The 14466-nt window shown below is 40.4% G+C and carries 14 protein-coding genes; 5 read left to right on the forward strand and 9 right to left on the reverse strand.

The annotated features are described in order from the left end of the window. Positions 1-113 precede the first annotated feature (113 nt). Entirely contained in the window at positions 114-818 is a 705-nt protein-coding gene (gene hda, locus FTU79_RS01000; RefSeq protein WP_078190380.1) for a DnaA regulatory inactivator Hda, read from the reverse strand. A gap of 18 nt (positions 819-836) precedes the next feature. Then, a complete protein-coding gene (cxpE, locus tag FTU79_RS01005) occupies positions 837-2054 on the reverse strand; it encodes a chloramphenicol efflux transporter CxpE (protein WP_180048729.1) in 1218 nt (405 codons plus the stop codon). A gap of 134 nt (positions 2055-2188) precedes the next feature. Between cxpE and purM the strand changes: the two genes are divergently transcribed. From purM to FTU79_RS01020, 3 genes are all read left to right on the forward strand, one after another. Beyond that, positions 2189-3259 (forward strand): phosphoribosylformylglycinamidine cyclo-ligase, encoded by a 1071-nt coding sequence (gene purM, locus FTU79_RS01010; RefSeq protein WP_078190382.1) that lies wholly within the window; start codon positions 2189-2191, stop codon positions 3257-3259. A 9-nt stretch (positions 3260-3268) separates the two neighbouring features. Beyond that, positions 3269-3898, forward strand: a complete 630-nt coding sequence (purN, locus tag FTU79_RS01015; RefSeq protein WP_180008955.1) for a phosphoribosylglycinamide formyltransferase — start codon at positions 3269-3271, stop codon at positions 3896-3898. Between the two features lie 357 nt (positions 3899-4255). Further along, complete coding sequence (locus FTU79_RS01020) at positions 4256-4693, forward strand: META domain-containing protein (RefSeq protein WP_078192049.1); 438 nt, start codon at positions 4256-4258, stop codon at positions 4691-4693. Positions 4694-4770: 77 nt separating this feature from the next. Here the strand turns inward: FTU79_RS01020 and FTU79_RS01025 are convergent, their stop codons facing one another. Next, complete coding sequence (locus FTU79_RS01025; protein ID WP_180008952.1) at positions 4771-5580, reverse strand: alpha/beta fold hydrolase; 810 nt, start codon at positions 5578-5580, stop codon at positions 4771-4773. Then, complete coding sequence (gene sppA, locus FTU79_RS01030) at positions 5577-6602, reverse strand: signal peptide peptidase SppA (protein ID WP_078190385.1); 1026 nt, start codon at positions 6600-6602, stop codon at positions 5577-5579. Before sppA ends, FTU79_RS01025 begins: the two co-directional genes overlap by 4 nt. A gap of 127 nt (positions 6603-6729) precedes the next feature. Here sppA and FTU79_RS01035 point away from each other — a divergent pair, with 127 nt between their 5' ends. Further along, positions 6730-7701, forward strand: a complete 972-nt coding sequence (locus FTU79_RS01035) for a lysophospholipid acyltransferase family protein (protein WP_180008950.1) — start codon at positions 6730-6732, stop codon at positions 7699-7701. A gap of 31 nt (positions 7702-7732) precedes the next feature. Here FTU79_RS01035 and FTU79_RS01040 read toward each other — a convergent pair whose 3' ends face one another. From FTU79_RS01040 to FTU79_RS01050, 3 genes are all read right to left on the reverse strand, one after another. Beyond that, complete coding sequence (locus FTU79_RS01040; RefSeq protein WP_180008948.1) at positions 7733-10192, reverse strand: DNA internalization-related competence protein ComEC/Rec2; 2460 nt, start codon at positions 10190-10192, stop codon at positions 7733-7735. A gap of 105 nt (positions 10193-10297) precedes the next feature. Continuing rightward, positions 10298-10981 (reverse strand): lipoprotein-releasing ABC transporter ATP-binding protein LolD, encoded by a 684-nt coding sequence (lolD, locus tag FTU79_RS01045; RefSeq protein ID WP_078192053.1) that lies wholly within the window; start codon positions 10979-10981, stop codon positions 10298-10300. Next, positions 10974-12209 carry a lipoprotein-releasing ABC transporter permease subunit gene (locus FTU79_RS01050; protein ID WP_180048730.1) on the reverse strand — a complete coding sequence of 412 codons (1236 nt, stop codon included), beginning with the start codon at positions 12207-12209 and terminating at the stop codon, positions 10974-10976. Before FTU79_RS01050 ends, lolD begins: the two co-directional genes overlap by 8 nt. Positions 12210-12235: 26 nt before the next feature. Here FTU79_RS01050 and FTU79_RS01055 point away from each other — a divergent pair, with 26 nt between their 5' ends. Continuing rightward, positions 12236-12805, forward strand: a complete 570-nt coding sequence (locus FTU79_RS01055; RefSeq protein ID WP_078192054.1) for a PilZ domain-containing protein — start codon at positions 12236-12238, stop codon at positions 12803-12805. A gap of 7 nt (positions 12806-12812) precedes the next feature. On the opposite strand, the gene FTU79_RS01060 is transcribed toward FTU79_RS01055, so the two are convergent. Together FTU79_RS01060 and FTU79_RS01065 are read right to left on the reverse strand one after the other, a co-directional pair. Further along, positions 12813-13718, reverse strand: coding sequence for a DMT family transporter (locus tag FTU79_RS01060; protein WP_180048731.1), 906 nt, complete (start codon positions 13716-13718; stop codon positions 12813-12815). Positions 13719-13723: 5 nt separating this feature from the next. After that, entirely contained in the window at positions 13724-14212 is a 489-nt protein-coding gene (locus FTU79_RS01065; protein ID WP_372491130.1) for a YaiI/YqxD family protein, read from the reverse strand. Positions 14213-14466 lie beyond the last annotated feature (254 nt).

Raw genomic sequence — 14466 nt, forward strand, 5'->3', positions numbered from 1 at the left:
TCTCCTTAAATATTTTTTATCTTTTTATTCTTAAGTTGCACAATCCTTGCAACATTAAAATATTTTTATGTACTTTGTCACAGCTTGAGTAATTACTCAAGAATTTTTATTGCTTACCGATATTCATCAATTAGGGCAAAAATCTGTCTTAAATTGGCATGACTCAATTTGACTTTTTCACCTTTTAACATCTGAATAAGTTGTTCTAAAGAGCGAAGTAAAATAGACGCCTGATGCGGCCCATGTGCCAACAAATAATCCACAATTTGTTGATCCATATGGATGCCACGTCGCGCTAAAACAGAGTTAACGAGCGCTTGACGGTCTGCGTATAAACTACCATTCGGCACTTTCACACTAACAGCCTGAGTTAATCGAGACTGTAGGTCTGGCAGTTCAAGTTTGAGTTCAATGGGCGCCAGTCGAGATGAAAAGACCAATTGACCACCTTCTTCGTTATTATAGTTAATCAGGTGAAAAACGGCTTTTTGCCAATGTGGAACTCCACTGATGGCTTCAATATCATCTAAAGCCACCAAGTCATAGCGATCGAGCGAAGTAATCGCTTCAGTGGGCGCATCGAGCAGTTCAAGCAATGAAACTTGAATTGCTGATTTGCCAATTTCTAAATAAGAATCACATATTGCAGACAGTAAATGGCTTTTTCCTGTACCAGCTCCACCATAGATATAGAAACGATTCATTAATCCTGCATGTAATTGACGTACACCATCGATTACATGTCCCCAACTCGGCCCAGAAAAATCACTAATTCGGGCATCGAGCTGGGGTTCTATATCTAACTGCAATTGACGCATATCTATATTTTGGCCTTATCAATCTTTATGTTCTGATCGTTCAATGTTACTCGAAATTTCAGGATCTTGCAGCGAATTTGCAGACTGATTTTTGAGCTCTATATCGACAGCAATTTGATTGGTTTCTACGCTTAATGTGCCAATTTCAGCATCATTCACCACAAGTACATCATTTCGGTATAAATTACTTTTCTCATAATTTTCACGCGCATGACGTAATAACACCACAATAATCGCTGCAACGGGTAGTGCAATGAGCATTCCGAGGAGTCCTGCCAATTGCGCGCCTGCAAGCACCGCAAAAACTACGGCTACTGGAGACAAACCAATTTTGTCGCCTAATAAGAAAGGCTGTAAAATATAACCTTCTATTGCCTGCCCTACCATGAATACCACCAGTACTAAGGCCAAATGCACCCAATCCAAACCGAATTGGAACAGGCAAGCCACAATTGCCGAAATAATACCAACCGCAAAACCCAAATACGGAATAATACTGGCTAGACCCGCAATCATCCCGATGATGATGCCGACCTCAATACCCACCAATTGAAGTCCAACCGCATATACAACGCCCAATAAGAACATTACCAAGAATTGGCCTTTTACAAATGCACCTAAAACTTCATGACATTCGCCCACGATTGTGAGCGTGCTTTTTTCATATTTACGTGGAATAAGGCGACGCATGTTTTCTAACATTCGTTCCCAATCTAATAAGAAATAGAAAGCTATGATTGGAATTAAGACAATCGTGCCACCAATCTGTATGAAATTCAGACCCGATTGTGCCACTTTTAACAACATGGCTTGGATACTGTCTGCACTATAGTTGGTTTGAATATACTCCATGATCGCTGCTGACATTTGCTCTGTATCAATTTCCATCGGTACAAGATTAAATGTCTCTGATAACCACGGCAGGAATGTATAGTTGACCCAATGAATATTGCTTGGAATATTGTTTTTCGCATACATCAACTGTTCCCATACCAGTGGTACGAGGAACCACATGGCAAGGAATATAGCAACACCAATTCCAATAAAGACCAAACTGATAGATAACCAGCGCGGCAAGCCAATATTATGTAATTTATCGACTAAAGGGCTAAATAAATATGCAATTAGAAATGCGCCGATAAAAGGAACAACTACAGGCTTTAATAAGTATAAAACCCATAGGATCAATGCTATCCCAGCAAGAATAAATATTCGGCGCAAGGTGCGATCACCCATATAAAGTCACCTTTTTTCAATGTAATCGTTATAGAAAGGAAAATATTTTAATAAAGATAACATTTTAGTGCGAAATAGCATAAGAGTTTTGCATATTCAGGTTATAATCCCCGCGCGAATGCGGAGACTTCATTATGAGCAACTCAACTTCTACCCCAAACACTGGTTTAAGCTACAAAGATGCAGGTGTCGACATTGAAGCGGGCGACGCGTTAGTCGATCGTATCAAATCTGTCGCGAAACGTACTGCACGTCCTGAAGTAATGGGCGGCCTAGGCGGCTTCGGCGCTCTTTGTAAAATTCCTAAAGGTTATGAAGAACCTGTTCTCGTATCTGGCACAGATGGTGTTGGTACAAAATTGCGTTTAGCATTGAATTTGAACCGTCATGACACAATTGGTCAAGACTTGGTTGCAATGTGCGTAAACGATCTTCTTGTATGTGGTGCTGAACCACTGTTCTTCCTTGACTACTATGCAACTGGCCACCTCAACGTTGACGTTGCAGCAAATGTTGTAACTGGTATCGGTGCGGGTTGTGAACTTGCAGGCTGTGCATTGGTTGGCGGTGAAACTGCTGAAATGCCAGGTATGTATGAAGGCGAAGACTATGACCTTGCAGGTTTCTGCGTAGGTGTAGTTGAGCAAAGCAAAATTATTGATGGCTCTAAAGTTAAAGCGGGTGACGTTTTAGTTGGTGTTGCATCTTCTGGCGCACACTCAAACGGTTACTCACTTCTTCGTAAAATTTTAGATGTGAAAAACGTTGACCTTACTCAAATCGTTGATGGTCGTCCACTTGCAGATACAGCAATGGAACCAACACGTATTTATGTAAAACCAATTCTTCAGTTATTGAAAGAAGTGGATGTACACGCTATGGCGCACATCACAGGCGGCGGTTTACCGGGTAACTTACCTCGCGTACTGCCAAATGGTGCTCAAGCGGTAGTCAATGAAGCATCTTGGGAATGGCCAGAATTATTCAAACTACTTCAAAAAGAAGGTGGTGTTGAACAATTTGAAATGTACCGCACATTTAACTGTGGCGTAGGTATGGTTCTCGTGGTTGATGCAGCCGATGCTGACAAAACTGTTGAATTACTCAATAGCCTTGGCGAAAAAGCATTCACAATGGGTCACATTGCAGATAATGCTGAATCTGTTGAAGGCGCTGACGAAAAAATCCGTGTAGTTTTCGCATAAGCAACGTTCATGATTAAAATTGCTGTACTTGTTTCAGGCAGCGGATCTAACCTGCAAGCCCTGATCGATGCCAATCTATCAGGTCAAATCGTTGGGGTGATTTCCAATAGACCTGACGCTTTTGCACTGCAACGTGCAGAAAAAGCAAAGATTGCAACTGCAGTCATTGAACATAAACAATATCCAAGTCGTGAAGCTTTTGATGATGTGATGCATCAACAACTGCTCGACTGGGATGTTGATTTGGTCATTTTAGCAGGCTTTATGCGCATTTTAAGCGCAAAATTTGTCAAAGCATGGGAAGGAAAAATGATTAACATCCACCCTTCTCTGCTGCCAAATTATAAAGGCATGCATACTCATCAACGTGTTTTAAACACCGGTGATGTCTTCCATGGCTGTACAGTTCACTATGTGACTGCAGAGCTGGATGCTGGTCAAGCGCTTGCTCAAGGCGTACTTAAAGTCAATGTGCATGATCATGCTGAAAGTCTGGCAGATCGGGTTCACGTGCTTGAGCATGTGATTTACCCTCAAGTGGCAGAATGGATTTGTAATGGCACCATTCAACACACTGAAAACGGTGTTTTATATCGTGGCGAGCCTTTGCAACAACCTGTTCAATTCTGTAAGTTCTAAGCAACTGTATAATTTAACAATCAACGCATCTTAGGGTGCGTTTTGTTTTTCAGTGCCAAATAAAACTCTATTTATTACTAAAATCTAAAATCTAAAATCTAAAATCTAAAATCTAAAATCTAAAATCTAAAATCTAAAATCTAAAATCTAAAATCTAAAATCTAAAATCTAAAATCTAAAATCTAAAATCTAAAATCTAAAATCCATTTTTGCAGAATGTTCAACTTTATGATCAATATGTAGTTTTTAGTTAAATTAAAGCTTTTAGCATCATTAAAATAATAAGCTTATATTGCAATTAGTAAACCTTATAAATCTAGAAATATTACATCCTTCAAAAAAAGTGGAGAAAATCACATGTTAAAATCCATCACACTGGCGACTTGTGCATGTATAACACTGGGTATGATTGGTTGTGCTACGACATCAAATCCGGCTACTGATCGTAATTTAGATAAATTACAAAACAAAAATTGGGTTGCGAGTGAAATTCAAGGCGTTAAGCTTGAAGCTGACCCTAACAATTCGAACGTACCCACCATCACTTTCGACGATACTCGTGTAAGTGGTTCTGATGGTTGTAATCGATTCATGGGCGGTTACGCTGTGCAAAACACAAAAATCCAATTTTCAAACCTTGCTACAACACAAAGAGCGTGTTTGACTGCGACAAATATTCCTCAACATTTTTCGCAGGCATTGAGCCAAGTTACTCATTATGATGCCTCTAAAGATCATTTGAAATTTTTAGATGCCAACAACAAAGTTGTTTTACAATTTGAAAATGCGAAATAAATCTCAAAAGTAGAATGTTTCATTCATAAAAAAAGCACTCTATAGAGTGCTTTTTTTTGTGTTGTCGTTTTTAAGCTTTAATGATGACGCTTAGGCAATTTAAGTAAATCTTTGATCAATTCAACAGTTTCCACAGGATGTTCCAATGGGAACATATGACTCCCCGCAACAACTTTAAATGGAATCCCAAATTTTTTCTCAACCTTTTGTGGAAAGTGCCGAGCTAAAAATGGCCCCTGCTCTGCAATTAACTGCTGCACAGGCACTTGTGGTTGAGTCTGAGGTAACCACCACAGTGAAGGATTGGTTCGAAAAATATGAACCTCATCATCACGTGAAATCGTCAACTCCACCCCACCACGCAGTTTATCGTCCATCAAGGCATAATCAATATAAGCTTGATAACAGTCTGGATCGAAATCTTTATAAAAACCTTTCGGCCTTAAAAGCTCCGCTGCTTGTTCACGACTGTCCCAATGATCACGACGACGTTTCGACAAGCCTGCGGGCGACATTTTATCGACAACTTTGAGTTTGAGGAGTTTTGCAATGTGCAAAGCAAAAGACTCTTTACCCATGATCATAGGCGGATCAATCATTAACACTTGTTCAAACAATTCTGGGCGTTGTAACGCAGCCTGAAATGTTAAAACCGAACCTAATGAGTGACCTAATCCAATCACCTTACGACCATTGGCCTGACGTACAATACTATCAATGACTTGCTGTGTTAAGCTCTTCCAATGGTTATCGATTGGGTAACGCTTATCTGGCCCAAGTAGCGGCACATAGATCACATCATATTCATCACTCAATAAATCAAACAATTTTTGATAAACCAGTGATGGCACGCCATTGGCGTGCGCAAAATGAATTAACGGTTTCATTGTAACTTCGTGCTGTTTTCAGATTGAACCTGTTGTGACAATGCGCTTGCCAAACCTTGACCAAATGAACTTCCCATACGACCAAGTACAGAATCAAATGGACTATTTTCAATGGTGTAGTTCACAGCTTTTTCAGTTTTCAACTCACGTTTCAGGCTATTTAAACTACCTGTACGGTCAGCAATACCCAGCTTCACAGCCTGATCACCTGTCCAAAATAAACCTGAGAAAATAGCCGGATCATTCGATTTTAATTTCTTACCGCGACCTTCTTTCACGGCATTAATAAAATGCGCATGAACGTTATCGAGTACACCTTGAACATGTGCTTTTTGTGCAGCATCGACAGGTTGAGTCATGGATAAAATCGCTTTGTTCTCACCCGAAGTCATGGTGCGATCTTCTACACCAAACTTTTGCATCAAACCACTAACGCCATAGTTCGGCATGATCACGCCAATTGAACCCACTAAACTTGAAGGATTGACAATAATTTCATCTGCGGCAGAAGCAATATAGTACGCACCTGAAGCGCCTGTATCACCAATAATGGCATACAGTTTTTTATCGGTATGGGCTTTTTTCAAGTACTGAATTTCTTGCCAGATTTCATCAGACTGAACAGGTGAACCACCCGGTGAATTAATATTTAAAACAACCGCTTTGCTTTGTTTATTTTCATAAGCTTTTTTCAAAGCTTTGATGGTATTTGCGCTGTTTACACTTTGCTTGTCCGCTGCAATGGTCCCAATGATATCAACCACGGCAATATGTGAACCCGCTGTTGCTGCAGGATCTGATGATGACATGCTGCAACTTTTCGCCATCGCAATGATAATAAATAGCAAATAAGCAAAGGTTAAAAATTTAAAAAATATACCCCATCTACGTGCTCTACGTTGTTCCTCAACGGAAGAAAGCACGGCTTTTTCTAATATTTTCCATTCATTTCCAGTTGGCTGCTGGATATTGTTTGAAGAACTTTGCTGTTTTTCTTCAGGTTTTGGTGGCCATTCGGACATAAAAAAACCCATTTGATCGTTAATTTGTAGTCATTATATACACGCTAATCGCTATAACTGTCTAATCAATTCATTTTCCCCTATAATTATTTTAAATTTTCTTTCATTTCTTTCAGACTTAAATAAGATGACCGACCAAAATTCACAGGACACCACATATCACCTGTTAAAATTTATCAGCCGTCAACCTATTCAAATTTCTAGATTAATTGCAAAAGGTTTGGCTGGGTTAGTCAATGTTTTAAAAATCTCTAAAACCTACTCTACGATTCAACGCAATCTTAAAATTGCATTGCCTGAATTATCAGAGTCAGCTCGCATTCAACTCACTAAACAAGCGATTCGAAACGAACTTTGTTCTTATTTTGAATTTTTTAACATTTGGGGTGCAAGTACAGAAAAAAATATTCAACGAATTCATCACGTACATGGCGCTGAATATTTACATGAAGCGCTCGCCCTACAAAAAGGCGTTGTACTCGTGGTACCACATTTTGGTACTTGGGAAATCATGAATGCATGGGTTGCGCAGTACACTCAAATGACCATCATGTACAAGCCGGTAAAAAGTGAATCTGCCAACAATTTTGTCCGTGCTGCTCGAAGCCGTGAGCAAGCAATATTGGTTCCTACGGATGAATCAGGTGTACGTCAAATTTTCAAAGCCTTAAAACAAGGTGGGACGACGGTGATTTTGCCAGACCATACCCCCAATGCCGGCGGTGAAATGATTCCATACTTTGGTATTCCACTAAAAACCAGCAACTTAAGTGCAAAACTAATTCAAAAAACCAAAGCACGTGCGCTCTTACTGTACGCCATTCGTAATGATAATCATGGTTTTGATATGCATATCGAACCTATCGATGACAATATTTATCAAGGCAATGCAGATGATGGCTCAATGGTTATTTTTAAAGCAGTGGAAGATTTAATTCATCGTTATCCAGAACATTATCACTGGAGCTATAAACGCTTTAAAGCCAATCCAAAATTGAGAAATCTATACAATATTAGTGATGAGGAAGCCGCTCAACGCATTCGTGATATTCGTGAGGAATATCAAAGACAGCAAAAAATTAAAAATGTGACAGAATGACATTTTCAAGCAATACACTTGAAGCAGTTTTCTATTCAGATTCTTTAGATAGCCTGCGATATAGATCGAGCCATTTATACTTTGTACGCTCTTCAATTAGTTCAATTTGTTGTTTATTTTGCTTGAAATGAATACTTCCACTTTGTGCAGTTTGCAAGAGTGGAATGTCTAATTGTTTGAGACGTGTTTGGGTCATCTTTGCAGGATGTCCATAACGATTAAAGCGACCTGCGGAAGCAATCGCCAACTTGGGCTTAAAATGGTTTAAAAACGCATAGGATGAACTGTGCCGACTACCATGGTGTCCAAGCACCAAGACATCGACTTTTAGGTCTGGATAATCACTTAACATTTGATATTCCGTCTCCCAACCCGCATCCCCCATCAATAGAAAATGTCGTGGGCCATTGACGCCTTTGACCGTGACATATAGAACACAAGAACGTTCATTGGCATTCCATTGAGCATTTGTCAGATCTTCAGGCTTTGGCGAGAGTATTTCAAAATATACTTGCTGATCCCAATTCCACTGCTGACCACGCTGACATAAGCGCTGTGGAGCTTGGTTTATGGTTTGTACCCGCTCATTACTTGAAAGCTGTCCAATATCAAGCTGTTGCTCCAATGAGAAAAAGCCACCACTATGGTCTTGATCTAAATGAGTCAATAACACCCGATCTAGTCGATGGACACCTTGCACACTCAAAAATGGCCGGATGATATTTTGCCCAACACTAAATTTATTTTCATCATAGTTTCCACCGAAGTCCACCATCATATGATGATCTACAGATCGGATGTAGATCGCCTGCCCTTGCCCCACATCTAAAATTGAAAGCTGAAAATTTGCTGAATTTCTCCATGGGATAAACAGAGCAAAAAAGGCAATGACCGCCCAATATTTTGGCAAGATTCCTTCAGGTAAAAATAAGATTACTATAACGAGTATCAACAGTACGATCTGAGTTGACGTCAATGCGACATCTTGCATTTGTGGTGCAAAGAGTCGATCTAAGCCATAGAGAAATACATGCAACACTTCTAAACACAGATCATTGAATAAAAAGACCAAATGCGCCAAAGGTGTAGAAATATAAGAAAGTGCCCCTCCGATGATATCTAAAGGAACCACCACAGCCCCTAACCACGGGATGGCGAATAAATTACTTAATGGGCTAATCCAAGTCACTTGCTTGAAAAAAATCACCATCAATGGAAATAAGGCGACAAAGATTTTCCATTGTGATTCCACCATCAACCACATTGAATGCTTTAACTTTTGCCAAAAACTGACTTCCGCTTGAGCCAGTAAATGCATCCTTAAGGTTTGATATATCCGCAGTAAAATAAAGCATGCGCCATAAGACAACCAAAATGCCGCGGATAAAATACTAAAGGGATCCACGAGCAATAAAATAGCGGCACTAAAAACCAGCAGTTGAAAAGGCTGAATGGTTTGCCGTAACAAAAGCATGCTACTTGCGACAAGGCAGATCGTCAGCGTTCTTAGTGCTGGTATTTCAAAACCGGTAAATGCACAATATAAAAGGACACAGAAGATAAAGGGCACGACCAATACATATTGTTTAGGCCATTTGAGATAAATTTTGGGACAATATTTACGGATACCCAACTGCATCGCCCAACAGAGCATGCTGGCAAAAACCAGTACATGCGGACCAGAGATCGCCAGTAAATGACTCATGCCAAAGCGTTGAAATAATTCACTGGTGCCTTCAGTGAGTAAACTTTTATCACCAGTAAGCAGTGCTAGCAGCAAGCCATGATTTCGTAGTGGTTGTTGATATATAAACGCTCTTAAATATAAACGCTGCTGTTCGACTTTTATTTTGAACTGATGCAACACACCTTGATGTCGTTGATACTGATGACCATAGCCCATTGCAGTCATATGTTGGGGTGGTATCAATTCGACTGACTTCACCTTTAAACTGGCATGTATATTTTGCTGTATGCTCCACCGTTCTTGATCAAATGCACCTTCGGTCACATAACTCTGTGTAGGCCGTAACTCACCATACATGCGATAGTATTGCCCGGGAACTAGCTGGATCGTCTGGTCATTATTTTGCAAAATCGAATTGGGTAAATACGCCATAAAATATTGAATCTGCTGATTCACATTTAGCACTTCGACTTTTTGATGTATCGCTTGGTCTTTGAGTTGGCTAATTTGTGGGATATACACAATAAACTCGCCTTGTCTGCTCTGATGCTCAACCAATGCCAAACGCTGATCAAGTTGAGTATTGGCGAAACTGAAGCCGAGAATTGCACCCATGCATAGATTTGTACTGAGCTGTAAGATTTTCGAAAAAATACTTTTTAGTTTTGATGAAATACCAAGCTGTAAACCTAGCCAAATCAGGACAATAAAAAGCAACTGAGCTGTCGAGAGTTGTGGATTCCAAAACCTGAAACCCATAAAAGAAATGCCTAAAATCCAGCCAATACAAAAGCTTTGCAACATGAGTCATCATTATTTTTATTATGTGCTGGCAATAATAAAGCCCACCGAGGTGAGCTTCAATCAAACAATCTTAATCCACTAATTTTTGCGAAATCAATTTAGCGCTTAGTCATCAACCCATAAACCATCTTGCATATGCAAAATCGCATCAGCAGATTGAGCTAAATATTCATCATGGGTCACGATTAACATGGCCATGTTAAATTCTTTACGCAACTCAGATAGCAACTCAAAAATCTTCACTGCGGTTTTTCGGTCTAAGTTCCCTGTTGGCTCATCAGCCATCATCAACTTAGGTCTTGCTACCAATGCACGGGCCAAAGCCACACGTTGACGTTCACCGCCTGAAAGTTCGCCGGGTTTGTGCGTCATGCGGTGGGAAAGTCCAACACGTTCCAACAGGTATTCAGCTTGCTGCTTGACTTCTTTGAAGTTACTCGACTTCCGTAACATTAATGGCATCGCCACATTTTCAAAGGCGGTAAATTCAGGTAGTAAGTGATGGAATTGATATACAAAACCTAAATGCTCATTACGAATATATCCACGCTCTGCTTCACCTAAAGTGTCAAAGCGTTGACCATTAATCAACACTTGACCCGATGTTGGACGATCTAAGCCACCCAATACATGCAACAACGTACTTTTACCAGAACCACTTGACCCCACAATCGAAACAAACTCACCCGCTTTGACTTGTAATGAAAGTCCACGAATCACATCGACTGTAGACTTCCCATCGGTAAAAGATTTGGTAATGTTTTGGGCATCTAAAACTAAATTACTCATAGCGTAGAGCCTCTGCAGGTTGAACTTTAGCTGCACGTAAAGCCGGATAAATAGTCGCGATAAAGCTAAGACCCAATGATAAGGACACAATCACCACAACATCTTGCCATCTTAAATAAGACGGTAAATAGTTGATGAAGTAAGCATCAAACATATTTAAGCCCAGTGTGGTATTCAACCAACCGACTAAATTACTAATACTCGATGCAGCAATAATCCCTAAAATTGCCCCAGACACCGTACCAATCACCCCGATCACTGTACCTTGCACCATGAAGATCCGTGTGATTGTAGCCGGTGAAGCGCCTAGTGTACGCAAAATGGCAATATCGGATTTTTTATCAGTGACCACCATCACCAATGAAGACACAATATTAAATGCTGCAACCAATACAATCAGGAACAGCAACAAACTCACCATTGCCTTTTCCATTTGAATCGCACTGAACAGATTGCCGTGCGTATAAGTCCAATCTGAAGCATAGAAGTTTGCAGGTAGATCACGCACAATTTCTTGAGACACTTGTGGCGCTGCAAAAATATCATCCAACTTCATACGGATGCCTTGCGCACCGTCTGGTAGTCTTAATAAAGTTGATGCATCGTTCAGAGCAATATAGCCCATCATCGAATCAACTTCTGCACCAATACTGAAAATACCCACAATTTTAAATCGTTTAAAACGCGGAACGACCCCAGCCGGCGAAGGTGTTGCTTCAGGAAGCACCAAGGTCACACTGTCATTCAAACCTAAACCTAAGGCATCTGTCATTTGCTTGCCAAGGACAATACCAAACTCACCTTTTTTCAGGTTATCGATACTGCCTTCCACCATATGGTCTTGGATAATTGATACCTTTTTTTCATACTGCGGTTCAATCCCACTGACCATAATGCCAGACACTTGACCTTGTGCCGTCAACATTCCCTGTAATTGGGTGAATGGTGCGACCCCTTGAACATGCTCATGCTGCTCAATTTTTTTTGCAAGTTCAGGCCAATTTGTTAAAATTTGTGTTGAAGAAACAGTGGCTTGAGGTATCATTCCTAAGACACGAGTTTTCAGCTCACGATCGAAACCATTCATCACAGATAAAACTGTAATAAGGACTGCCACACCAAGCGTGAGGCCGATCATGGATACCAGAGCAATAAAAGAAATAAAGTGGTTACTGCGCCGAGCGCGAGTGTATCTCAACCCTATATACAGCGAGATTGGTTTAAACATAACCATCTAGTCCGAGGTAATATATTATGGAAAATTTACAGCATCAAAGCGTTCAAACTGAACGCCGTGTAATGTCGCGTATCGATGCTGCTTTGCGCATCAACTATCAGATTATCTCTGATGATGTTGCACTGAATGATCCTTACGATCCTAATTTTGTATTGCCGCGCTATTTTCTACTACTTGCTGAATTAGATCAATTTGATCATGCACTCAACTACGAATTAGAACAATTAGCTGAGAAAGATCAACAAATTGCTCGAATCTTATCCTTATTTAACCAAAAGTTAAACCTTATTACGGGTTCTTTATACGACGCAATTGTACAAAGCATGTTACCAGTGCCTGAGCATGTGAATTTCTCAGAGACTGGTTTGAGCTTTTTTAGCGAACGCGCGATTAAAGAAGGTACTTATATCCATGTGACCTTAAGCCACCCTGAAAATTTCTTCCATATTGCGGCAACAGCACAAGTGGTTTATAGCCGTGAAGAAGAAAGCAACTTATATCGTACGGGTGCCTATTTTATCACGCTGCTCCCTCAAGACCGCGTCAAACTTGCAGAGTGTATCGCACTGACCCAAAACAAAGAGTGATTTTTAATCAATGTTTTAATTTGTGGGCGAGCTCTCTGTTCGCCCGAAAATCTTTATAAAAATAAACAAACAAGCCTGATAATAGAATCACAGCACCAAGTAAAACCATCAATGATAATTTTTCATCATTCAGTAAAGCACCAAAGAGCATAGCAAGCATGGGTGTGAGTACCGTTGTTAAAGACAAAGTTGTCGCCTTGATGTTTTGTACCAGTTTGAAATAACAAAACATTGCAATCAATGAAGCCATAATCACTGCATAAAATAAGCCAATGAGCGCTTTAGTTGAAGGCATCTGTGTCGGTGCATACTGCCATATAAACGGTAGCATCGCGGAAGAAAATAGTGCTGAGATAAGAATCGAACCTGTGGCTTGAGACATGGGCTGCAAAGGTGCATTGACTTTTTTCACCCAAAAAATCGACATACAGTAGACGAACACGCTCATTAACATTAAGACGATACCAACAGGCTGTACGTGCTGATCACTGCCGCCTAAGCAAATAATGGCTAAACCACAGACGGCAATCAACATCCCAATCCATTGCAAGCGATGCAGATAGGTATGAAAGAAGAAACGACCGATCAGACCCGTCATAATTGGTGCCAAACCAAACATCAGGGCAATAATGCCTGAGCTGAGATAGGCCGTTGCCATATAGGTAAAAATCTGAGAACCAATAAAACTAAACGCCCCGGCCAAATAACTGTGCAGCGAGGTTTTATCCATCGGCAGTTTATGTTTAAAAATAAACAATAATGCGACAGCCAAAGGTAATGCGATAAAAAAGCGTAATATCAGTGCCCAAAACGCATTGATATCACTGACACTCCAAACGATGGCAAGTGGCGTGGTCGACCAAATGAAGACCAACAACGCATAGGTCGTCGCTAGATTTGTTTTAGATGGCATGGTTTTTACTTCTGCGCCGTTTTACGCTTTTGCTTTTGAATGGTTTGATCTAAGCTGCTGGAAAATTCGCGCTTATCACGTTCTGAAATCGGTGCTGGACCACCGGTTTGCACACCTGCGCCCCGTAATGTATCCATAAAGTCGCGTAAGTGTAGGCGAGCTTTGACATTTGCTGTGGTATAAATCTCACCGCGTGGATGTATCGCTATACCGCCCCGCTCAATCACTTCAGCAGCAAGTGGAATATCCTGTGTCATCACGATATCGTGCTCTTTCATGCGCTGAATAATTTCTTTATCCGCTGCATCTGCCCCACTCATCACTTGAATCGAGTTAATCCGCACTGAAGGCGTTATCCCAACATTTTGATTGGCGACAAACGTGACTTCTAACTGGTAACGATCAGAAGCCCGAATAATCACATCACGTAAAATGCGTGGTAGCGCATCTGCATCCACCCATAATTTAAATGGCAGCACTGATTTTCCATTCACTTTTAAACATGACTCATAGTAACAAATCTACATGACAATTTGGGGATCTGCATCCGCTGAATGGATCTACATTTCTCTAATCATGAGAATCGAAAAGCTGCAAAATGTGCCTAACTTAAGCCAAGTTCCCAAGGCTTTTACACTTAAATCCTACTGAAAACATTTTTTATGCATGATTTCATGATAAATATGACGTCGGTGACTTGAAAATTTCAAATAACCCTCGATTTATTAATTATGAAACCAACCCAATA

It is taken from the genome of Acinetobacter sp. YH12144, assembly GCF_013418345.1.
In the GTDB taxonomy this organism is placed as follows: Bacteria; Pseudomonadota; Gammaproteobacteria; order Pseudomonadales; family Moraxellaceae; genus Acinetobacter; species Acinetobacter amyesii.